The sequence below is a fragment of the Ramlibacter sp. AN1133 genome, assembly GCF_037890035.1.
GTDB lineage: Bacteria > Pseudomonadota > Gammaproteobacteria > Burkholderiales > Burkholderiaceae_C > Ramlibacter.
The window spans coordinates 1-20,045 of the sequence record NZ_JBBKTQ010000029.1 but is presented as its reverse complement, the minus strand read 5'-3'; the positions used below and the strand labels follow the sequence as shown (position 1 = coordinate 20,045).

Here is a 20,045-nt window from a genome sequence, read left to right as displayed (position 1 = left end):
CGCCCCGGCTCCGGGGATGGACATCGTCATGCTTTTCGCGCTGCAACTCGCCATCGTCCTCGCCTGCCTCTTCTACGGCGCGCGCAAGGGCGGCATCGCCCTCGGGCTCCTGGGCGGCCTGGGGCTCGTCATCCTGGCCTTCTTCTTCAAGCTGCCGCCCGGCAAGCCGCCGGTGGACGTGATGCTCACCATCGTGGCGGTGGTCGCCGCGTCGGCGACGCTGCAGGCCTCCGGCGGCCTCGACGTGATGCTGCAGGCGGCGGAGAAGCTGCTGCGGCGCAACCCGAAGTACGTTTCGATCCTCGCCCCCTTCACCACCTGCATCCTGACGATGCTGTGCGGCACCGGCCACGTGGTCTACACCATGCTGCCGATCATCTACGACGTGGCGATCAAGAACGACATCCGGCCCGAGCGCCCGATGGCCGCCGCCTCGGTGGCCAGCCAGATGGGCATCATGGCGAGCCCCGTCTCGGTGGCGATCGTCTCGCTGGCCGCCTTCCTGGCCAAGGCACCGGTGAACGGCGAGGTGATCAGCTTCGTCACGCTGCTGTCCGTCTCCATCCCCGCCACGCTGGTGGGCGTGCTGGCGATCGGCATCTTCAGCTGGTTCCGCGGCAAGGACCTGGACCGCGATCCCGAGTTCCAGGCGCGCATCGCCGACCCCGAAACCCGCGCCCGCATCTACGGCGACTCCACCACGCTGCTTGGCCGCAAGCTCGCCAGCCGCCAGTGGGCCGCGATGTGGATCTTCCTGGCCGCCATCGTCGTCGTCGCCCTGCTCGGCGCCTTCGACTCGCTGCGCCCGCTGTCCGGCGGCAAGCCGGTCTCGATGATCCTGACCATCCAGATGTTCATGCTGGCGGCCGGCGCGCTGATGGTGGTGCTGACGAAGACGGACCCCGTCGCGATCGGCAAGAGCGAGGTGTTCCGCGCCGGCATGATCGCGGTGATCGCCGTGTTCGGCATCGCGTGGATGGCCGACACCGTGTTCGAGTGCAACCTGCCGCAACTGAAGTCCGCGCTGGCCGACACGGTGAAGACGCATCCCTGGGCCTACGGACTCGCGCTGCTCGTGGTCTCGAAGTTCGTGAACTCGCAGGCCGCCGCGATCAGCGCCCTGGTGCCCGTGGCCCTCGCGATCGGCGTGCCGCCCGGCTACGTCGTCGCCTTCGGCGCCGCGGCCTACGGCTACTACATCCTGCCCACGTACCCGAGCGACCTCGCGACGATCCAGTTCGACCGCTCCGGCACCACCCACATCGGCAAGTACGTGATCAACCACAGCTTCATCCTGCCGGGGCTGATCGGGGTGTTCACGTCGTGCGTGGTGGGGTTGATCCTGGCAACCGCGCGCGGGTTGGTTTGAGGGCAGGCGACCGGCCTGTCGTCGATCGGGCGCGGTACAGGGCCGGGGCGGCGAAAGCCGCTTCGGCGAAATAGAGGAGGCGCGGGCGCCCTGAGGTCACGTGCAACGGTTCTCATCCGCGCCGGGGGACATTCGCCGAAGCGGCTTTCGCCGCCCCGGCCCGGATCACGAGCAGCGTACCTTCTAGACGTTGAACAGGAAGTTCATCACATCGCCGTCCTTGACGATGTATTCCTTGCCTTCGCTGCGCATCTTCCCCGCATCCTTCGCCCCCTGCTCGCCCTTGAAGGCGATGAAGTCGTCGTAGGCGATGGTCTGCGCGCGGATGAAGCCGCGCTCGAAATCCGTGTGGATCACGCCGGCGGCCTGCGGCGCGGTGGCGCCGATGGGGACCGTCCAGGCCCGCACTTCCTTCACGCCGGCGGTGAAGTAGGTCTGCAGCCCGAGCAGCGTGAAGGCCGCGCGGATCAGGCGGTTCAGGCCCGGCTCCTCCTGGCCGATCTCGGCCAGGAACATCTTCTTGTCCTCGTCGGCCATCTCGGCGATCTCGGACTCGATCTTGGCGCAGATCACCACCACGGGCGCGTTCTGCGAGGCCGCGTATTCGCGCAGGCGATCGAGGTGCGGGTTGTCGTGGTAGCCGTTCTCGTCCACGTTGCCCACGAACATCGCCGGCTTGGCCGTGATCAGGAACAGCGGCTTGAGGAGCGCCTTCTCGTCGTCGGTCAGCTGCAGGGTTCGCACCGGCCGGCCCTCGTTGAGCGCCGCCTGCACCTTGGGCAGGACCTGCACCATCTTCGCCGCTTCCTTGTCGTTTCCCGACTTCGCGGCCTTGCTGTAGCGCGCCAGCGTCTTGTCGACCGTGCCCAGGTCGGCCAGGCACAGCTCGGTCTGGATCACCTCGATGTCGGACACCGGATCGACGCGTCCCGCCACGTGGACGACATTGGCATCCTCGAAGCAGCGCACCACGTTCACCACGGCGTCGGTTTCGCGGATATGGGCCAGGAACTGGTTGCCCAGGCCTTCCCCCTTGCTCGCCCCGGCCACCAGTCCGGCAATGTCGACAAACTCGACAATGGCTGGCACGATGCGTTCAGGCTTGACAATGTCGGCCAAGGCGGTAAGACGGGGGTCCGGCAGTTCCACCACGCCCACGTTCGGCTCGATCGTGCAGAAGGGGTAGTTCTCGGCGGCGATCCCGGCCTTGGTCAGGGCATTGAACAAGGTGGACTTGCCCACGTTGGGCAGCCCCACGATCCCGCACTTCAAACTCATGTCAGTTCCCGCAAACGAAGCCGGAAAGTGTATGCGATGGGCCGCCGCCCGGTTCTTCGCGGCTGTCCTGCTGCTGGCCGCGCTCGCCACGCCGGGGTGGGCGCAGGAGTCGGGCGTGCGCACGCTGGTGTTGCGCGACAGCATCGGCACCATCGATGCGCAGGACCTGGTGCGCGTCTGGGTGGACGCGGCCGGCGACGCCGGGATCGACCAGGTGGCCCGCGGCGGCGGCGTGTCCTTCCAGGCCGCGCAGCCGCAGACGATCCACAAGCTGGGCCCGCAGGCGGCCCTGTGGATGCACCTGCGGGTGCAGCGCGGCACCGAGGAACGGCAGGACTGGGTGATCGAGTTCCCCATGCCCGCGCTGGACCAGGTCACGCTCTACCAGCAGGAGGGGGGCGCCTGGATCGCGGAGACCGCCGGCGACACGCTGGCCGTGGCCCTCTGGCCGGAACGCGGCCGCTATCCCTTCTTCCGCGTGGACCTCGCGCCCGGCGAGGTCCGCGACCTCTATGTGCGCATCCGCCACACCACCGCGGCCAATTTCCCGGTGCAGCTGTCGACGGCTGCCAGCCAGAGCCAGCGGCTGCAGCTCGAATACCTGGCGCTCGGCGCGGCCTTCGGCGCGCTGGCGCTGCTGATCGTCGGCTGCGCGGCCCGGGGCTGGGCCTACCGCGACCCCGTGTTCGCCTGGTACGCCGGCTACGCATCGCTCACCACGTTGGGCGTGGCGGCCTACACCGGGTCGGCGGCGCACCTGCTGTGGCCCGGCTTCGACGCGCTGGGCGATGCGCCCGTGGTCATGCTGGCGTTCGCCGCCGTGGCCGCGGCCATGATGTTCGTGCGCACGGTGCTCGCGCTGCGCCGGCGCTTTCCGCTGCTGCACGGGGTGATGTCGGTGCTGGCCGCAGTCGGCGCCGCCATGGTGCTGGTGCCGGTGCTGCTGCCCAAGGCGGTGAGCCTGCCGCTGCTGGCCACCTATGTCGCCCTGGCCACCACGTCCGGCATGGTCGCCGCCGCCATCGCCTGGTCGCGCGGCGACGCCGTCGCCAAGTGGGTGTTCGCCGCCTACCTGCCGATGGTGTTCTCGCTGCTGCTGGGGATGGCCCGCGTGTTCGGCTGGGTGCCGGTCTCGCCCACCTCGCAGTACGCGGTGGTCGCCGCGATGGCCGTGGAGGTGCCGCTGCTGCTCGTGGCGCTGTTCATCCGCTCGCGCGACCGGCACCGCGCCGAGGTGCGCGAACAGGCGCTGTCCACCCGCGACGCGCTGACGGGGCTGCTGGCGCCCCACCTCTTCACCGACCGGCTGCGGCAGGTCGTGGCGCGGCACCGCCGCGACGGCCTGAACTGCGCCGTGATGTACATCGAGCTGGTGAACCACCGCCGCATCCGTGACTACTTCGGCACGGCGGTGGCGGAGCAGAGCCTGCTGCGCAGCGTGATCAAGCTGCGCCGCCTGCTGCGCGACGTGGACACGGTCAGCCGGGTGGGCGAGAACTGCTTCGGCGTGATGCTGGAAGGCGCCGCTTCGCGCGCGTCGGTCACCGAGCGGGCGAGCCGGCTGATCGCCGCGGGGCTGATGCCGCTGCCCGGACTCAAGCCCGACGTCACGCTGCAGTTCCACATTTCCGCCGTGATGCTGGGCGACAGCCCGCTGGAGGCCGAGGAGCTGGAGGAAGCCCTGCGCGCGCAGCTGGCGCGCATGTCGCCGCGCACCCGCCGCCCGATCCGCTTCGTCGAAGCCGGGCCGCCGCCGGCCTCCGATCCGGGCGACTCCTCGCTGTTCCTGCACAGCCAGATCGATCCGGCGCACGCGCAGCCGGCACCAGCGCAAGCCGCACCGCCGGCGCCTGCGGCGGACGAGGCCGAGGCCCCGCCGCAACGCGCCGCCCAGTCCTAGAACCGGATCGTCGCCGCCACCGGCTGCCCCACGCGCAGCGTGTGGTCCACGCCCGCCACGATGATGGCGTTCATGGCGAACGTCACGGCGCCGTCCAGCACCGGGTCGCGCCGGTACGCCTGCAGCGCGTCGGTGACCGCCGGATCGCTCTGCGCCGTGGCCGGGTCGATATTGGGGATCGGGCAGCGCGAGCAGGGCTTCACGGGCCGCAACTGCACCTCGCCCTCGTCGGCCGCGATCCGGATCAGCTCCAGCCGGTCCTCGTCGTGCGCTTCCAGGCCGGCGAGCACGATGTTGGGACGGAAGCGCTCGATGCCGACCCCCGCATGCCCGGCCGCCGCCAGCCTCGCGTTCAGCAGGTCCAGCGAGGCGGTGCTGGCCACGAGCAGCGGATAGCCGTCCTGGAACTGGTTGGGCGCCTGCGCGCCGCCGGTCCACTGGAGGTTCGCCAGCCGCTGGTGCTCGGGGTCGAAGCGCACCAGCCGCAGCTTGCGGCCCAGGAAATCGGAGAACCACTGCGCGGCCACCGCGCCCATGTCGTAGGCCTGCACCTTCTCGTCCCACACGCGCACCTTCACCGGCTCTTCGACGGTGTCGATCTGCAGGTGCAGCGCCAGCATGCCGGGGGCGCGCAGCACGACGTCGCTCAGGCGGATCTGCGGCCGCACCAGCGCCATGCGCGGCAGCTCGCGCTGGCTCACGAACTCGCCGTGTTCGTCGACCACCATCCAGGCCCGGTCGAGGTCGAACCCGGTTTCCGTGAGCAGGGCCTCGCGCAGCTCGATGCCCGCGCAGGACTTCACGGGGTAGACGAACAGGCGGGCGATCGCGGCGGTCAGGTCGGGGGCGTTGCTCATGGGGCGGACAGGCGGATGGGAGGGGGTGCAGCCCGCGATTGTGCCCGGCTCCTACAATCCCCCTTTATGGCCGCTCCTCTCGATGTCTGTATCCGCGGCGCGGGCATGGTGGGCCGCACGCTGGCCCTGCTGCTCGCGCGCGACCGCCTGCGCGTCGGCCTGGTCGACACGCCGCCTGCCGCTGCGCCCGAGCGCGACGTGCGCGCCTATGCGCTGAACGCCCGCTCGCGCGACCTGCTGCTGCGCCTGCGGGCCTGGCCCGACGAACAGCACGCCACGCCGGTGACCGCCATGGACGTGCGCGGCGACGACGGCGGCCGGGTGCGCTTCGCCGCCGCCGACGAAGGCGTGGAGGGCCTGGCCTGGATCGTCGACGTCGACCCGCTGCTCGCGCGGCTGGCCGAGGCGGTGCGCTTCCAGCCGCAGGTGGAACTGCTGCCGCAGCCGCGGCCCGCGGCACTGACCGTGGTCTGCGAAGGCCGCGCCAGCGCGACCCGCGACGAATTCGGCGTGAATTTCGACGTCACCTCCTATCCGCAGCGCGCCATCGCGGCGCGGCTGGACTGTGAAAAACCCCATGGCGGCGTGGCCCACCAGTGGTTCGAGGACGGCAACGTGCTGGCGCTCCTGCCGCTGGGCGGCGCGCAGGGGAACTCCGTGGCCCTGGTCTGGTCAGTGCAGGAGCCGCGTGCGGACGAGCTCCTGGCGCTGTCGGCGGAGGATTTCTGCGCGCGCCTGGCCCTGAGTGCGGGCAACGAACTGGGCCGCATGACGCTCACGACCGAGCGCATGGCGTGGCCGCTGCAGCGCGCGCAGGCGGACCGCTGGTGCGGCCCGGGCTGGGTGCTGGCGGGCGACGCGGCGCACAACGTGCATCCGCTGGCCGGCCAGGGCCTCAACCTGGGCCTGGCCGATGCGGAGAAGCTCGCGCAGGTGCTGCACGAGCGGGAGTACTGGCGCAGCCTGGGCGACCTGAAGCTGCTGCGCCGCTACGAGCGCTCGCGCAAGATGGACGTGGCGGCCATGGCGTGGGCCACGGACGGACTGCAGCAGCTCTTCGCGCAGCCCGCCGAGCCCTGGGCGCTGTTGCGCAACTGGGGCATGCGCGGTTTCGACCTCAGTGGCCCGGTCAAGCATTGGGTGGTACGGCAGGCCATGGGGCATGCCAAACAGTTGAAAACGGGAAGAACATGAAACCGAATGCGATCCGCGGCGCCCTGGCCGCCCTCCTGGCCGCCGTGGCGCTCGTCGCCGGCGCCGCTCCCGGCGACAAGGCGCCCACGGTGGCGAACGCCGCCCTGCAGGTCTCCAAGGAGCAGGAGCAGCTGCTGCGCAAGAACCTCGCGGAGCGCCTGCCCAGCATCGGCCGCGTCGACGAGATCAGCCGCACGCCCATGCCCGGCATCTTCGAGGTGCGGGTGGGCAACGACCTGTTCTACACCGATGCCGACGGCGCCTACCTGCTGCAGGGCCAGCTGATCGACACCAAGGCGCGCAAGAACCTCACCGAGGAGCGTCTGGACAAGCTGCTGGCGGTGGACTTCGACTCGCTGCCGACCAAGGACGCCTTCGTCATGGTGCGCGGCAACGGCAAGCGCAAGCTCGCGGTGTTCGAGGATCCGAACTGCCCCTACTGCAAGAAGTTCGAGCGCGACCTGGGCAAGATCGACAACGTGACGGTCTACATGTACCTGTACCCGATCCTCGGTCCCGATTCCACGAGGAAGTCGCGCAACATCTGGTGCGCCAAGGACAAGGTCAGGGCCTGGACCGACTGGATGCTGAAGAACGACGTCCCGACCGAGGCCGAGGCCAGCTGCGACGTGGCGGCCCTGGGCCGCAACCTGGAGTTCGGCAAGAAGCACAAGATCACCGGCACGCCGACGCTGATCTTCACCGACGGCTCCCGCGTGCCGGGCGCCATCGGCACGGCGGACATCGAGAGGATGCTGGCGGCCAAGTGATCGCTGCGCGCGCGGTGGGCCCGCACTACCGGGTCGAGGCGGTCGATCCCGCCGCCCACCTGTTCCATGTCACCCTCACGATCGCGCAGCCCCAGGGTGGGCAGCGCGTGTCGCTGCCGGCGTGGATCCCCGGCAGCTACCTCGTGCGCGAGTTCGCGCGCCACCTGCAGAAGCTCACCGCGCGCCAGGACGGCAAGGCGGTGCCGGTGCAGCAGGTCGACAAGGCCACCTGGCAGGTCGACTGCGTGCCTTCCAGCCAGCTGGTCCTGAGCTACGAGGTCTACGCCTTCGACAACTCCGTGCGCGCGGCCTGGCTCGACACGCAGCGGGGCTTCTTCAACGGCACCAGCCTGTGCCTGCGCGTGCACGGCCAGGCGCAGGAGCGCCACGAGCTGGAACTGGTGGCCCCGCGCGTGTACCCGCACTGGGAAGCCGCCACCGGGCTGGAACCGCTGAAGACCGGCAAGCGCGGTTTCGGCACCTACTGCGCCGAGAACTACGACGAGCTCGTGGACTGCCCGGTGGAGATCGGGCCCTTCCACGCTTCGGAGTTCCGCGCTTGCGGGGTGCCGCACCGGCTCGTGGTCGCCGGCGCGACGGAGTCCCTCGACACCGACCGCCTGGTGGCGGACGTGCAGAAGATCTGCGAGGCGGAGATCCGCTTCTGGCACGAACGCCGCAAGCCGCCGTTCAAGAACTACGTGTTCATGCTCAATGCCGTGGACGACGGCTACGGCGGCCTCGAGCACCGCAATTCCACCGCCCTGATCTGCTCGCGCCGCGACCTGCCGCGCATCGGCGAGACGCGCACGGCCGAAGGCTACGTGACGCTGCTGGGGCTGATCAGCCACGAGTACTTCCACACCTGGAACGTCAAGCGCCTGCGGCCGGCGGAGTTCGCGCACTACGACTACACCGGCGAGAACTACACGCAGCTGCTGTGGTTCTTCGAGGGCTTCACCAGCTACTACGACGACCTGTTCCTGCGCCGCGCGGGCCTGATCGACGACGCGACCTACCTGAAGCTGCTCACCAAGACGGTCAACCAGGTGCAGCAGACGCCGGGGCGCGAAGTGCAGTCGGTAGCGCAGGCGAGCTTCGATGCCTGGGTGAAGTACTACCGGCAGGACGAGAACACGGCCAACGCCACCGTCAGCTACTACACCAAGGGCTCGCTGGTCGCCCTGTGCTTCGACCTCACCCTGCGGCTGGAAGGCCACGCGACGCTCGACGAGGTGATGCGCGCGCTGTGGGTGCGCTGCAAGGCGGGCCCGATGGCCGAAGCCGATTTCGCGGCGGTGCTCAAGGAACTGGGGGGCCGCGCCTACACCCGCGAGCTGGCCGGCTGGGTGCACGGAACGCGCGAGCTGCCGCTGCGCGAACTGCTGGAGCAGCACGGCATCACCGTGATGGAAGAGCCCGCCCAGATGCAGCAGCGCCTGGGCATCCGCGCGGGCGAGTCGCAGGGCCTCGTGGTGCTGAAGAACGTGCTGCGCGGCGGCGCGGCGGAGCAGGCCGGCTTCGCCGCCAACGACGAATGGCTCGCCGTCGAAGTGGCGGGCACCGCGTGGCGCATGTCCAAGCTCGACGACCTCCTGCTGTACGCGGGCAGCCACCGCAAGGTCACCGCGATCGTCGCCCGCGACCGGCGGCTGCTGCGGCTGGACCTCACCATTCCGTCGGGCATCACCACCTGGCGGTTGGTCCTGCGCGACCCGGCGCAGGCGCAGGCGTGGTTCGGCCCCCAAAGCTAGCGCTGGCACTGCTCGCGGTGCTGGTGGCCCTGGGGCATTTCGCCTCGCTGGAGTGGCTCGCGCGCCAGGCGGACGCCCTCTCGGGCCTCACGCTCATGACGCCCACCATGTACACGCGCATGCTCCAGCCGGCCGCGCCGCCGCCGGTGGTCGCCACGGTGGCACCTGCGGCCGTGCCCCGGCCGCGCGCGCGCGCCGCGCCCAGGCCGAAGCCGCCGGCCTCCAGCGCGAAGGAGCGCGCGCCGAAGAAGGAAGAAGAACCGCCGATCGAGAAGGTGGAACAGCAGCCCGAGCCGCCCCCGCAGGAGGAAGTCGTGGCGCAGGCGCCCGAGCCGGCGGCGTCGCAGCCGGTGGCGGCCGCGTCCGCCCCGGCCGCCGCGGCGAGCGCGCCCCCCTCCGACGTCGCGGCGCTGGACCAGTGGCCCGCCGACACGCGCCTCACCTACGACGTGAAGGGCGAGTACCGCAACCCCGTGTCGGGCACGGCGCACGTGCAGTGGCAGCGCGATGGCAACCGCTACCAGGTGCGGCTCGACGTCACGATCCGCATCGTCGTGCCGATCACGCAGACGCTCACGAGCCAGGGCGAGGTCACCGCAGCCGGCCTGATCCCGCGCGCCTACGAGGAGATGCGCACCGGCGGCAAGCGCCGCGTGACGCAGCTCGGCGACGAGGTGGTGGTGCTGGAAAAGGGCACGACCGTCCCGCGCCCGCCGGGCGTGCAGGATACGGCCAGCCAGTTCGTCGAACTGGCGCAGCGCTTCGCCACCGGCCGGGACGTGCTGGCCGTCGGCCGCACCGTGAAGGTGTGGCTGGCGCGGCCCGGCGGCGTGGACGAATGGACCTACGACGTCACCGAGCGCCAGGTGCTGTCGCTGCCGCTGATGGGCGACGTCGAGACCTTCCACCTCAAGCCCCGCGTCCCGCTGAATCCCCGCGGCAATATCACCGCCGAAATGTGGTTCGCGCCGAGCCTGCAGTACCTGCCGGTGAAGATCAAGGTGATCATGGGCAACGAGGCGTGGCTGGATCTGGTCGTGGATCGGATCGAGCAGCGGTGAGAACGGAAGGCAGGACGCAGAGGGCGCAAAGGGTACGCAGAGGACGCAAAAAAAGACAAAGGAAACTTGGAAGGTTTTCTTTTGCGTCCTCTGCGTACCCTTCGCGCCCTCTGCGTCCGGAAGTCCGGCTGTTCACAGCTGTCGCTGATCAATCACGCGCTTCGCCTTGCCCATGCTCCGCTCGATCCCGCCCGAAGGCCGCACGTCGATGCGGGCCGTCGTGCCGATGTAGACCTTGATCTCGTGCGCGAGGCGGTCGGCGGCGGAGCGCACGTCGTCGTGGTCCGGCGGCAGGCCCGCGCCCGCTTCCACGGCGACGGTCAGGTGGTCCAGCGGGCCTTCGCGCGTGAGGATGCACTGGTAGTGCGGCGCCAGCACCGGCTGCTTGAGGATCAGCTCCTCGATCTGCGTCGGGAACACGTTGACGCCGCGCACGATCATCATGTCGTCGCTGCGGCCGGTGATCTTCTCCATGCGCCGCATCGTGCGCGCGGTGCCGGGCAACAGGCGCGTGAGGTCGCGCGTGCGGTAGCGGATGACGGGCAGCGCCTCCTTGGTGAGCGTGGTGAACACCAGCTCGCCGAACTCGCCATCCGGCAGCGGCTCGCCGGTGTCGGGATGCACGATCTCTGGATAGAAGTGGTCTTCCCAGATCGTCGGGCCGTCCTTGGTCTCGATGCACTCGTTGGCCACGCCGGGACCGATCACTTCCGACAGGCCGTAGATGTCCACCGCATCGATGGCCAGGCGCTGCTGGATCTTCTGCCGCATGTCGTTGGTCCAGGGCTCCGCGCCGAAGATGCCCAGGCGCAGGCTGGATTCGCGCGGATCGAGCCCCTGGCGCTCGAATTCGTCGGCGATCGCCAGCGCGTAGCTGGGCGTGACCATGATGATGTCGGGCTTGAAGTCGTGAATGAGCTGCACCTGGCGCTCGGTCTGGCCGCCGCCGAAGGGCACGACGGTCAGGCCCAGCTTCTCGGCGCCGTAGTGCGCGCCCAGCCCGCCGGTGAACAGGCCGTAGCCGTAGCTCACGTGCACCAGGTCGCCGGGGCGCGCGCCGGCGGCGCGGATGCTGCGCGCCATCACGTGCGACCACATCTCGATGTCGTTGCGCGTGTAGCCCACCACGGTGGGCTTGCCGGTGGTGCCGCTGGACGCGTGGATGCGCACGCACTGCTCGCGCGGCACCGCGAACATGCCGAACGGATAGTTCTCGCGCAGGTCCGCCTTGGTGGTGAAGGGGAACTTGCGCAGGTCGGCGAGGCTCGCGAAGTCGTCCGGATGCACGCCGGCCGAATCGAACTTGCGCCGATAGGCCGGCGCATTGCGGTACGCATGCCACAGCGACGCCCGCAGGCGCTTGAACTGCAGCGACCTGAGTTCGTCGACGCTCGCCTTCTCGATCGTCTCCAGCGCAAACGCGTTCATGTGGCCTCCGGGATCACCGTGCCCTGGATGCTGGTGCTCTTGCCGCGGAACATCGCGACGACCTCGCCGCGCTGGTTGGTCACGCGCATGTCGTAGATGCCGTGGCGGCCCTGCAGGACCTGCTCGACGCCCTCGCAGGTGAGCACGTCGCCCAGGTGCGCCGGCTTGAGGAACTCGATGCTGCAGCCCGCGGCCACCGTCACCTTGTTGTGGCTGTTGCAGGCGAAGGCGAAGGTGGAATCCGCCAGCGTGAAGATCAGGCCGCCGTGGCAGATCCTATGGCCATTGAGCATGGGCTCGCGCACCGCCATGCGCATGCGCGCGCGCCCCGGCTCGCAGGCGAGCAGCTCCATCTGCAGGAAATCCTTGCTGGCGGCATCGACGGCGAACATGGCCTCGCCCACGCGGGCGGCCAGGGCGGCGGGAGTCAGCATGCCGGCCTCCGCCGGGCCGCCCCAAGGAGGCCGAGCCCCCCTCGGGGGGGCAGCGAACGCAGGTGAGCGTGGGGGGCCATGTCCTTCATTCACCCTTGAATTGCGCGGGGCGTTTTTCGAGGAAGGCGGTGACGCCTTCCAGGTAATCGTGCGTGCGGCCCAGGGCGGACTGCGTGTCGCGCTCGAGATCGAGCTGCGCATCGAGTTCGTTGCTGGCCGCGGCGCGCAGCAGCTTGCGCGTCTGCACCAGGGCCGCCGTGGGCAGGGTGGCCAGGCGCTCCGCGATCTTCAGCGCCGCCTCGACGCAGTCCTGCCCCTCGGGCGCCACGTCCCAGATCATTCCCCATTCCTTCGCGTCCTGCGCGGCGACCTTGTCGCCCAGCAGGGCGCAGCCCATGGCGCGCGCGAGCCCCAGCTTCTTGACGAGGAACCACGACCCGCCCGCATCGGGGACCAGCCCGATGCGGCTGAAGGCCTGGATGAACACGGCGGACGGCGCCGCGATGGCGAGGTCGCAGGTCATGGCCAGCGACGCGCCCGCGCCCGCCGCCACGCCGTTGACGGCGGCGATGGTGGGCACGCGCAGTTCCATCAGCTTGCGCACCGTGGGGTTGAACAGCTGGTCGATCACCGGGCCGGGATCGGCGCGCTCCACCCGGTTGGGGCCCGGGCTGATGTCGAATTCGGCGAGATCGGCGCCGGCGCAGAAGCCGCGGCCGGAGCCGGTGATCACCGCGGCCCGGATCGACTTGTCGCCGGCGATGCGATCGAGCGCGGCGCGCAACTCCTCGTGCATCTGCCGCGTGAAGCTGTTGAGTGCCTGCGGTCGGTTCAGCGTGACCAGGGCGACGCTGGCGCGCGCCTCGAACAGGACGGTGGCTTCGCTCATGGTGGTCTCCTTCCCGGGCGCCGAATCTATCACCGCGGTTGCGCGCGGCTGGAGCATGGTTTCCCTTGGTTATAGTTGCCGCAACCCCGCAGAGGAGAACGCGATGGCCTATGAACTGATCGAGGTGAGGACGGAAGCAGGCAAGGTGGGCGTGATCACGCTGAACCGCCCCAAGCAGCTCAATGCGCTGAACAACCCGTTGATGGACGAGCTCGGTGCGGCGATGAAGGCGTTCGACGCCGACGACGCGATCGGCTGCATGGTGATCACCGGCAGCGAGAAGGCTTTCGCCGCCGGCGCCGACATCGGCGCGATGGCCAGCTACACCTTCGCCGACGTCTACAAGGGCGACTACATCACCCGCAACTGGGAGACGATCCGCAGCGTGCGCAAGCCCGTGATCGCCGCGGTCAGCGGCTTCGCCCTGGGCGGCGGCTGCGAGCTGGCGATGATGTGCGACTTCATCATCGCGGCGGAGAACGCGAAGTTCGGCCAGCCGGAAATCAAGCTGGGGATCATCCCCGGCGCCGGCGGCACGCAGCGCCTGCCGCGCGCGGTGAGCAAGGCGAAGGCCATGGACCTGGTGCTCACCGGCCGCATGATGGATGCCGCCGAAGCGGAGCGCGCCGGCCTGGTGAGCCGGGTGGTGCCGCTGGAAAAGCTGATGGAGGAGGCGCTGGGCGCCGCGCTGCAGATCTGCGACTACTCGCAGCTCGCCGTGCTGGCCGCCAAGGAATCGGTGAACCGCGCGTATGAAGGCGGGCTGTCCGATGGCGTGATGTTCGAGCGGCGCCTGTTCCACGCCCTGTTCGCCACCGAGGACCAGAAGGAAGGGATGGACGCTTTCGTGGGCAAGCGCAAGCCGGCGTTCAAGCACCGCTGAGCTTCCGGGGCGCCGCCGGCTGGTCTATAATCGTTCGCTTCGGCGCTTTAGCTCAGTTGGTTAGAGCGATGGAATCATAATCCACAGGTCCGGGGTTCGAGTCCCTGAAGCGCCACCAGATCCCAAAGGGTGCATTGCCGCAAGCAGTGCACCCTTTTTTCCTGCGCGCTACTTCTTCCCCGCCGGCTGGCAGACCATGCTGGCCAGCTGGCCGATCATCGTGCCGGGGGCGATGTGTTCCCTGCGGTGCTCGCCGCGGCCGCCCAGGTACTTGCCGCTGCCCATCGCGTCCGAGTAGTACATGGTTTTCAGGTAGCGGTAGGTGCCGGCCTGGCAGTCGATGTCGATCAGCGCCTTGCCGGATTTCACGCCCTCGCGCTGCTGCCCCTTGTATTCGAACAGGCGCCACACGCGCCGGTGCGCGCCTTCGCTGCGCACCGAGTCGGGATCGAGATAGTAGGCCGTGGACTCGCTCTCGCCGATGCTGACCCACGCGGCCGCGGCGCCGGTGGCGCCGAGTGCCAGCGCCGCCGCGAGGAGGACGCGCGGCAAGGCGGTCAACGCGCGCGCTCCGGCGGCGCCGGCGGCAGCGAAAGGCTGAAGTCCAGGTCGTCCGGCAACAGCGAATCCGGTGCGAGGTCGGCGAGATCGATGTCCGGCGCGTCGGCGGCTTCCGGGGGCGCCGGGGCGGCCGGGGCTGCGGGCACAGGGGGCATCTCCGGCGGATCCCCGGCCGGCTCCGCAGGCGGCAGCAGCGACGCGGGCCAGTCCAGCTGGTCCAGTGCGACCAGCGGCACCGGCTCCGTCTCGCTGGGTGCCGCGGACACCAGCGGCGTGCGCATGGTGGACGGGAAGGCGCCACCGAAGTTCTCGCGCGTGGCGCTCGCCGCCAGCGCGTCGCTGGCGATGCCGTACAGCAGCAGCAGGTCGCGCGAGGCTTCCAGGTCGAAGGTGATGGAGCCGGGCTTGGCCTCCTCGAACAGCGAATCCTCGATGACCTTGAGCACGCGCGCCGTGCCCCACAGCTGCGTGATGCGCGAGAGCGCGCGCGGATGGTCTTCCAGCCCGTTCGATTCCGGCATCGCGGCGTCGAAGGCCGGCATGCGCGCGGAGAACAGCTTCTGGAACGCGATGCGCAGGCGCTCGTAGTCGTCGCGCCGCTCGAGGCGCCGGCACAGGTCCAGCAGGTCCAGCCAGACGAAGGGACTGCTGGTGTGTTCCTGCAGTTGCGACTCCAGCAACTGCACCGCCTTCTCGGGCTGGCCCACGGCGAGGAAGAAATCGGCCTTCTCCTTGAGCCCCAGGAGTTCCTCCGCGGTGAGGGCGCGGCCCTGGTCGAACTCCAGGAAGTCGGGCAGGTCCACGAGTGCGTCGTCGGGCCCGGACTCGCCGGCGGCCGGCTGCTCCGAGGGCGCGGCCGTGGGCGCTGGCGCGGCGACGGCCGCCCCGGCCGCGACGAGGGGTGCCGCTTGCGGCGCCGCCGGTTTCGCCGCCTTCGCGGCCGACGGCCCGCCGTGCTCCTCCTGCCACCAGCTGCGCAGCACCGCGGTCTCGCGCGAGCGCTGCCACAGCAGGAATCCCAGGCCGCCACCGAGCACCGCCACGAGTCCGAGCAGGACGTCGAGCATCAGGTCGCGTTCGCCGCTGACCTTCTCCAGCCGCTGCGTGGCCGCGCGGCTTTCCGCGCCATAGCGCTGCACCAGCTCGCGCATGGACTTCAGTTCGGCCTGCAGCGCCAGCGTCGCCTGGGCCTGCGCGGCCTGCTGCTCCGGGGACGTATTGAGCGCCTGCCACAGGCCGCGGGCGTCCGCGCTCGCGGCCGTGCCGCCGGGAGACGGGACGCTCGGTGCGAGCGTGCTGGTCAGGCGCAGCACCGGCGCGTCGTCGATGGCGATGTCGATCGGCTCCAGCTTCAGCCGCGGGCCGGCGGGCCTGGCCGCCGCGGCGCCCTGCCTGGCGGCGGCGACCTTCGGTGCGGATTCGCGGCGTTGTGGAGCAGCGGCGGCGCGGGCCGCCGCCGGATGCGACCGTTGCGCGCGGTGCCGAGGCACAGCCGGCGCCGGCGCACGCGCAACGGGTGCGTTCGTCGAAGCCGCGGCCGCAGCGGGGCGCTCGCCATTCGCGGACGGCGGGGCCGATGCGAGCGTGGTCGCTGGCGCGAGCGCGAGCGGCGCGAGCGCCACCGGCAGGTCACCGCCCGCTTCCGCGGCCGCCTGCGCGTCGCGCGCCTCGTTCGCGGGCTCCGCGAGCAGCACGTATTCGCGCACGTACTGCTGTGCGCATCCGAGTGCGAGTTGCACGGTGACCACCGGCTCCTGCACCGGCAGGCTCGACGCGAGGCGCAGCAGCCCGGTCGATTCGGAAGCCTGGTCCAGGCGCCAGCGCAGGGGCCCGCCCGGCGAGTCGCCCTGCAGGAATTCGGCCCGCACGCAGGGCGGGGACTCGCCGCGCTCCCAGGCGACCGGGATCGAGATCTGGAAGGCGCGCCCGATCAGGGGCGTGCCGCGCGGCGCGCCCGAGGACAGCGCCGCGGCCTCCTGGCTGCAGGCCAGCAAGGCGACGCCCGCCGCGATCGCGCGCAGGAAGGCGACCGGCCTGCGGCCGCGCACGGGTGGCTCCGTTTCTCCCTTTGTCACGATGGTTGCGTCCGATACTGCATCAACGACCAGGCACAGCAGGAGCAGATGGGGGCGCCGGCTGGCGAGCCCGCGCTTGCGAAGCTCTGGCACATTCTGTTGCAATCTCCCCTGGCGAGGCAACCGGAGGGACGCGCGGCTGCAACAAAAAAATTGCGCGCATGCACCGCCGCCCGGGGCGCGCATGAAGGAGGCGAACGCCGTGCCGGGAAAACCCCCGCGTGGCTGCTGGCCGTTTCGTGAAGGAGTGCCTGCGCGCGTCGTGTCGCCGCATGCGCGCGCCGGCCGGAGCCGGGATATCCTCCGAACGGACGATGCGCGGGTGCGAGCTTTGGTATGCTGCGCAGGGCTTTCTTGACACTTGAAGTATCCGCATCCCGCCCGCGCCCCCTCGATGTCCCCCTCTCCTGTCGTACGCATGCTGGCCGCCAGCGAATGGAGCCAGCCCGGCTCCGCCGTCGAGGCGCTGCTGGGGCTGCGCCCGAAACTGCTGCAGCAGGCCATCGCCAATGGCGTGCGCACTGCGCTCCTGTCCTCCCAGGGCTGGCTGGTGCAATGGCACGAGGGGCCGGCCGAGGCGATCACCACGCAGCGCGACGCCATGCAGGCCGAATTCGGCCTCGCGTCGCCGCGCCTGCTGCATGGCAGCCATGGCCCGGGCCTGCTGGCGGAGCCGGTGCAGCTCGCGTCGCTGCAGATGTCCGACCCGAACGGGGACATGATCCGCCGCCTGCAGTACCTGCAGCGGCAGCACGAACAGGGCTGGGACGCGGAGCCGGTGGACGTGTGGAAGTCGCTGTGCGCGCCCTGCCAGCTCCCCGGCGCCTGGCGGCCGGGGCTGGTCGGCCGGCGCGAAGTGGTCGCCCTCGTCTCGGACGACAACGACGCGGTCGAATTGCTGCGCAGCGTCGCCATCGAGTTCGGCGCGCGCGTCGCGTACCAGCGCTATGCCGGCAGCGACCTGCAGCGCCGCGACGTCGGTGCCGCCTACATGGACATCGAGGCGGGCGCCTCGATGGCGACGCGCGTGCAGGCCCTGTCGCCGCGCGCGCTGGGCACCGGCATCGACCTGCTGGGGCTGGGCCAGATCGACCGCTTCGTGCTGCTGGTGAATCCGCAGTCGGCGCAGCATTCCTCGCTGCTGGCGGACGTTGCCCGCATGGTGGGCCGGCTGGCGACGCGGCCCTGGATCCACCTGATGTGCCCCTGCCCCGCCAGCCGCGCCTGGGCCGCGCAGGAGCTGCGCGCGGCCTGCGGGGTCGCGGTGCTGCCGGTGGATGCGCCCTGCACCGGCTACCCCGCCATGCAGGCCCTGCACGACGTGCTCGTGGCCTGACGGGCGCCTGCGCGCCAGGGCGGCTGCGCAGGAGGGGCATGGGATAATTGCGCCTTCCGCCGCGCGCACTCGCATCCGCGCAACAGCGCGCGTTGACACCCCGGGCCCTGTCGCCGCACAGTGGCCCTGCCCCACAGCCCCTGGATCTACACCATGCACCGCTGGACCCGAACCGCCCTCCTGGGCCTCTCGCTCGCCGCCTCCGCGGCCTGCGCGCAGAACTTCGTGCGCGAAGCGCCGAAGGACGTGAAGCCCGCCATCATCGCCGTCAGCGCCACGCCGCCCATCATCACCGTGGACGGCAAGGAAGACCGCCTCTCGCCGGGTGCGCGCGTGCGCGACCGCAACAACATGCTGGTGCTCTCCGGCGCGCTGGCCGGCAAGACCCTCTACACGGTGTACCGCCGCGACAGCGCCGGCCTCGTGCACGAGGTGTGGCTCCTCAACGAGGAGGAGTACGCCAAGGTCGGCGGCAACTACAACGGCGATCCCGAGGGCTACAAGCGCTTCGCCGAGCTGCTGAACCTGATCTGGGCCGCGCGCACCGCCTTCCTGCTGCGATGAGGTCGGCCATGAAGAAGGTGTACATCAAGACCTTCGGCTGCCAGATGAACGAGTACGACTCGGACAAGATGGCGGACGTGATGAACGCTGCGCAGGGCTACGAGCCCACGCAGGACCCGGAGCAGGCGGACCTGATCCTGTTCAACACCTGCTCGGTGCGCGAGAAGGCGCAGGAGAAGGTGTTCTCCGACCTCGGGCGCGTCAAGCACCTGAAGAAGAAGGGCGTGCTGATCGGCGTGGGCGGCTGCGTCGCTTCGCAGGAGGGCGCCGCGATCATCGAGCGCGCGCCGTACGTCGACGTGGTGTTCGGCCCGCAGACGCTGCACCGCCTGCCGCAGTTGCTGGCCGAGCGCGAGCGCCAGCAGCGCCCGCAGGTGGACATCAGCTTCCCGGAGATCGAGAAGTTCGACAACCTGCCGCCGGCGCGGGTGGAGGGCGCCTCCGCCTTCGTCTCGATCATGGAGGGCTGCTCCAAGTACTGCAGCTACTGCGTGGTGCCGTACACGCGCGGCGAGGAAGTGTCGCGCCCTTTCGAGGACGTTCTCACCGAGATCGCCGGCCTGGCCGACCAGGGCGTCAAGGAAGTGACGCTGCTCGGGCAGAACGTGAACGCCTACCGCGGGCGCATGGGCGACACGAGCGAGATCGCGGACTTCGCGCTGCTGATCGAGTATGTCGCCGAGATCCCCGGCCTCGAGCGCATCCGCTACACGACCAGCCACCCGAACGAGTTCACCCAACGCCTGGTGGACGTCTACGGCAAGGTGCCCCAGCTCGTGAGCCACCTGCACCTGCCGGTGCAGCATGGCAGCGATCGCATCCTGATGGCGATGAAGCGCGGCTACACGGCCATGGAGTACAAGAGCACCATCCGCAAGCTGCGGGCGGTGCGGCCGCAGATCTCCCTGTCGTCCGACTTCATCGTGGGCTTCCCCGGCGAGACCGAGGAGGACTTCGGCAAGCTGATGAAGCTGGTGGAGGACGTCGGCTACGACGCGAGTTTCTCCTTCATCTTCAGCCCGCGCCCCGGCACCCCGGCGGCGCAGCTGCACGACGACACGCCGCATGCCGTGAAGTTGAAGCGCCTGCAGCACCTGCAGGCGGTGCTGGAGGAGAACGTCCGGCGCATCAGCGACAGCCGCGTGGGGACCGTGCAGCGGATCCTCGTCGAAGGGCCTTCGCGCAAGGATCCGAACGAGCTGATGGGGCGGACGGAATGCAACCGGATCGTCAACTTCGCTGGCGCGCAGCGGCTGGTCGGGCAGATGGTCGACGTGACGATCACGCAGGCGCTGCCGCATTCGTTGCGGGGTGAGGTGCTGGTGCGCGAGACGGCTTGAACCGTCACCCCCGCGAAGGCGGGGGTCCAGTGGCAAATGTTGCCCCCGACCCGGACCGGGATGGAGCCCACCCGCTTCAGCGAATGTCCCCCCGGAGCGGGCTGAAGCCCGCTCCTCCTTCCTTTATTTCACTGAAGCAGGTGGGCCCCATCCCGGTCCTGCATCGCGTCTGATCGACTTGCTCTTGCCCCCGAGAACGCACGCAAGCATCAGCGCGGGTTCCGGGGGATGCGCGTGCGACGTCGCCACGGCGCAGGGCCTGGGTGGGACTGTCCGCCCCAGCGAAATTAAGGAGGAGTCGCGCGCTTCAGCGCGCGACGGGGGACATTCGCTGGGCAGGCTGTGGAAATAA

General features: G+C 70.1%; 17 protein-coding genes and 1 tRNA gene. 11 read left to right on the top strand and 7 right to left on the bottom strand.

The window, feature by feature from the left end:
- Nucleotides 1-16 precede the first annotated feature (16 nt).
- Nucleotides 17-1,369: an anaerobic C4-dicarboxylate transporter gene (locus tag WG923_RS26280; protein ID WP_340353984.1), complete on the top strand. Its 1,353-nt coding sequence runs from the start codon at nucleotides 17-19 to the stop codon at nucleotides 1,367-1,369.
- 183 nt (nucleotides 1,370-1,552) lie between these two features.
- Here the strand turns inward: WG923_RS26280 and ychF are convergent, their stop codons facing one another.
- Nucleotides 1,553-2,647: a redox-regulated ATPase YchF gene (ychF, locus tag WG923_RS26275; protein WP_340353983.1), complete on the bottom strand. Its 1,095-nt coding sequence runs from the start codon at nucleotides 2,645-2,647 to the stop codon at nucleotides 1,553-1,555.
- A 31-nt stretch (nucleotides 2,648-2,678) separates the two neighbouring features.
- Between ychF and WG923_RS26270 the strand changes: the two genes are divergently transcribed.
- A complete protein-coding gene (locus tag WG923_RS26270; RefSeq protein ID WP_340353982.1) occupies nucleotides 2,679-4,547 on the top strand; it encodes a 7TM diverse intracellular signaling domain-containing protein in 1,869 nt (622 codons plus the stop codon).
- On the opposite strand, the gene WG923_RS26265 is transcribed toward WG923_RS26270, so the two are convergent.
- Nucleotides 4,544-5,404 (bottom strand): MOSC domain-containing protein, encoded by an 861-nt coding sequence (locus tag WG923_RS26265; protein ID WP_340353981.1) that lies wholly within the window; start codon nucleotides 5,402-5,404, stop codon nucleotides 4,544-4,546. The genes WG923_RS26270 and WG923_RS26265 overlap by 4 nt on opposite strands.
- Before the next feature lie 66 nt (nucleotides 5,405-5,470).
- Here WG923_RS26265 and WG923_RS26260 point away from each other — a divergent pair, with 66 nt between their 5' ends.
- The 4 genes from WG923_RS26260 to WG923_RS26245 are packed head-to-tail and all read left to right on the top strand — an operon-like array spanning nucleotide 5,471 to nucleotide 10,183.
- Nucleotides 5,471-6,598: an FAD-dependent monooxygenase gene (locus WG923_RS26260; RefSeq protein ID WP_340353980.1), complete on the top strand. Its 1,128-nt coding sequence runs from the start codon at nucleotides 5,471-5,473 to the stop codon at nucleotides 6,596-6,598.
- Nucleotides 6,595-7,368, top strand: a complete 774-nt coding sequence (locus WG923_RS26255; protein ID WP_340353979.1) for a DsbC family protein — start codon at nucleotides 6,595-6,597, stop codon at nucleotides 7,366-7,368. The genes WG923_RS26260 and WG923_RS26255 overlap by 4 nt, the downstream gene beginning before the upstream one ends.
- On the top strand, nucleotides 7,365-9,122 hold the full coding sequence (locus tag WG923_RS26250; RefSeq protein WP_340353978.1) for a M61 family metallopeptidase: 1,758 nt from the start codon (nucleotides 7,365-7,367) through the stop codon (nucleotides 9,120-9,122). Before WG923_RS26255 ends, WG923_RS26250 begins: the two co-directional genes overlap by 4 nt.
- Complete coding sequence (locus tag WG923_RS26245; protein WP_340353977.1) at nucleotides 9,101-10,183, top strand: DUF3108 domain-containing protein; 1,083 nt, start codon at nucleotides 9,101-9,103, stop codon at nucleotides 10,181-10,183. Before WG923_RS26250 ends, WG923_RS26245 begins: the two co-directional genes overlap by 22 nt.
- 132 nt (nucleotides 10,184-10,315) lie before the next feature.
- On the opposite strand, the gene paaK is transcribed toward WG923_RS26245, so the two are convergent.
- The 3 genes from paaK to WG923_RS26230 form a co-directional block, all read right to left on the bottom strand.
- Complete coding sequence (gene paaK, locus WG923_RS26240; RefSeq protein ID WP_340353976.1) at nucleotides 10,316-11,611, bottom strand: phenylacetate--CoA ligase PaaK; 1,296 nt, start codon at nucleotides 11,609-11,611, stop codon at nucleotides 10,316-10,318.
- On the bottom strand, nucleotides 11,608-12,045 hold the full coding sequence (gene paaI, locus WG923_RS26235) for a hydroxyphenylacetyl-CoA thioesterase PaaI (protein WP_340353975.1): 438 nt from the start codon (nucleotides 12,043-12,045) through the stop codon (nucleotides 11,608-11,610). Before paaI ends, paaK begins: the two co-directional genes overlap by 4 nt.
- An 85-nt stretch (nucleotides 12,046-12,130) precedes the next feature.
- Entirely contained in the window at nucleotides 12,131-12,934 is an 804-nt protein-coding gene (locus tag WG923_RS26230) for an enoyl-CoA hydratase-related protein (protein ID WP_340353974.1), read from the bottom strand.
- 103 nt (nucleotides 12,935-13,037) lie between these two features.
- Between WG923_RS26230 and WG923_RS26225 the strand changes: the two genes are divergently transcribed.
- A complete protein-coding gene (locus tag WG923_RS26225) occupies nucleotides 13,038-13,817 on the top strand; it encodes an enoyl-CoA hydratase (protein WP_340353973.1) in 780 nt (259 codons plus the stop codon).
- Nucleotides 13,818-13,858: 41 nt separating this feature from the next.
- Nucleotides 13,859-13,935: transfer RNA gene (locus tag WG923_RS26220), tRNA-Met, on the top strand.
- Nucleotides 13,936-13,985: 50 nt separating this feature from the next.
- Here WG923_RS26220 and WG923_RS26215 read toward each other — a convergent pair.
- Both WG923_RS26215 and WG923_RS26210 read right to left on the bottom strand, forming a co-directional pair.
- Nucleotides 13,986-14,378 (bottom strand): surface-adhesin E family protein, encoded by a 393-nt coding sequence (locus WG923_RS26215; RefSeq protein WP_340353972.1) that lies wholly within the window; start codon nucleotides 14,376-14,378, stop codon nucleotides 13,986-13,988.
- Nucleotides 14,375-16,426, bottom strand: a complete 2,052-nt coding sequence (locus tag WG923_RS26210) for a hypothetical protein (RefSeq protein ID WP_340353971.1) — start codon at nucleotides 16,424-16,426, stop codon at nucleotides 14,375-14,377. Before WG923_RS26210 ends, WG923_RS26215 begins: the two co-directional genes overlap by 4 nt.
- 421 nt (nucleotides 16,427-16,847) lie before the next feature.
- On the opposite strand from WG923_RS26210, the gene WG923_RS26205 reads away from it, so the two are divergent.
- From WG923_RS26205 to miaB, 3 genes are all read left to right on the top strand, one after another.
- Complete coding sequence (locus tag WG923_RS26205) at nucleotides 16,848-17,789, top strand: hypothetical protein (RefSeq protein ID WP_340353970.1); 942 nt, start codon at nucleotides 16,848-16,850, stop codon at nucleotides 17,787-17,789.
- A 153-nt stretch (nucleotides 17,790-17,942) separates the two neighbouring features.
- Nucleotides 17,943-18,353: a hypothetical protein gene (locus tag WG923_RS26200; protein ID WP_340353969.1), complete on the top strand. Its 411-nt coding sequence runs from the start codon at nucleotides 17,943-17,945 to the stop codon at nucleotides 18,351-18,353.
- An 8-nt stretch (nucleotides 18,354-18,361) separates the two neighbouring features.
- Entirely contained in the window at nucleotides 18,362-19,693 is a 1,332-nt protein-coding gene (miaB, locus tag WG923_RS26195; protein WP_340353968.1) for a tRNA (N6-isopentenyl adenosine(37)-C2)-methylthiotransferase MiaB, read from the top strand.
- Nucleotides 19,694-20,045: the final 352 nt, after the last annotated feature.